The organism is Rhizobium bangladeshense, from assembly GCF_001662075.1.
In the GTDB taxonomy this organism is placed as follows: domain Bacteria; phylum Pseudomonadota; class Alphaproteobacteria; order Rhizobiales; family Rhizobiaceae; genus Rhizobium; species Rhizobium bangladeshense_B.
Map to the genome: position 1 here is coordinate 1 of NZ_LYPL01000096.1, position 1,026 is coordinate 1,026.

Here is a 1,026-nt window from a genome sequence, read left to right on the forward strand (position 1 = left end):
CGACAATAGCCACCTTGCGGCACCATCCACCATTGAACGGTTCTCTTGCTCTAGTGTCACGCTGCCAGGCTCCCGACCTCATCGACGACCGAAAGCTTTGTTCTGAGCACGTACCGTGCATGTGAGCCGGGAAATTGTCCGCCGTGAGTTTCGTGGATCGTTTCCACGTCAATGCCGTTGCCTCGCATAAGCCACACATAGTGCGCCCAGCGAGGCGCGGGGTTATCGATCGGAGTACAACCCTTTTCGCCCGCTTCAATCAGTTGCTGAAGAGCCCACCACTCGCGGCCTACCACCGTGATCGGCGATCCCTTCGGCTCGTCCCCATCATAAAGCTGGATTCGGCCATAGACCTGTGCTTTGCTTTTCCTTGTCATTGAAAGCGATCCTTTCGTTATCGATGATCCGCGGCACGGGCGTTTCTGAGTTTGGCGACCTGGAGCGCCCGTGCCGCATCGCTGCGACCGTCACGCAGCCTCTTTCGCGCGCCTGCGCTCCCATTCGACAATGTCGGCTTCATCGAAGAGCCTCCGTCGGTTGATGACCATTGGACGGGGAAACTCCATTTCATCTTTTTTCAGCCAGCGGTGGTGAGACATCGATCTGATCTGATATCGCTCCTGCACCTGTTTCGCAGTCAAATAAACCATGCGTTAGAACCCCATTCCTTGACTCGGTATTTTGTAGCGACTTTGGATAACAAGTTATACCATAACACGATTCTACCTAGACATCCTGCTCAGCTTAATCCACAAGTGAATTCGTTCCTTTTTCGTTCCAAGTAATGCACACAAACCTCCTCGGCGCCCCCGGAATGATTTTCCAATCAGCCACTAGGAAGTCGCTTTTCCACGAATATTTTATCTGAGGGAAGGCACGTCGGCTCTTCAGGCCAATGGGGTCGCGCAGGGGCGCGCCCTACCCGTCGAAGCCGTGTTCAGAAATTCTGTTTTGGTGCGTCGTCATCTTTAACTGGGGGGCTTCGGAATTCGATCCACACCACGTTAGATCGAGGCACCGCGTCGC

General features: G+C 54.3%; 2 protein-coding genes. Both read right to left on the minus strand.

Going from position 1 to position 1,026, the window contains the following annotated elements; all coding sequences use genetic code 11:
- Positions 1 to 56: 56 nt before the first annotated feature.
- Positions 57 to 377 (minus strand): winged helix domain-containing protein, encoded by a 321-nt coding sequence (locus A7X77_RS31645; protein ID WP_064686698.1) that lies wholly within the window; start codon positions 375 to 377, stop codon positions 57 to 59.
- A 90-nt stretch (positions 378 to 467) separates the two neighbouring features.
- A complete protein-coding gene (locus tag A7X77_RS31650) occupies positions 468 to 650 on the minus strand; it encodes a hypothetical protein (RefSeq protein WP_064686699.1) in 183 nt (60 codons plus the stop codon).
- Positions 651 to 1,026: the final 376 nt, after the last annotated feature.

What these genes read in the sequence shown, in the direction of transcription:
- A7X77_RS31645 (WP_064686698.1), bottom strand. Translation starts at nt 377, where the DNA reads ATGACAAGGAAAAGCAAAGCACAGGTCTATGGCCGAATCCAGCTTTAT.
- A7X77_RS31650 (WP_064686699.1), bottom strand. Translation starts at nt 650, where the DNA reads ATGGTTTATTTGACTGCGAAACAGGTGCAGGAGCGATATCAGATCAGA.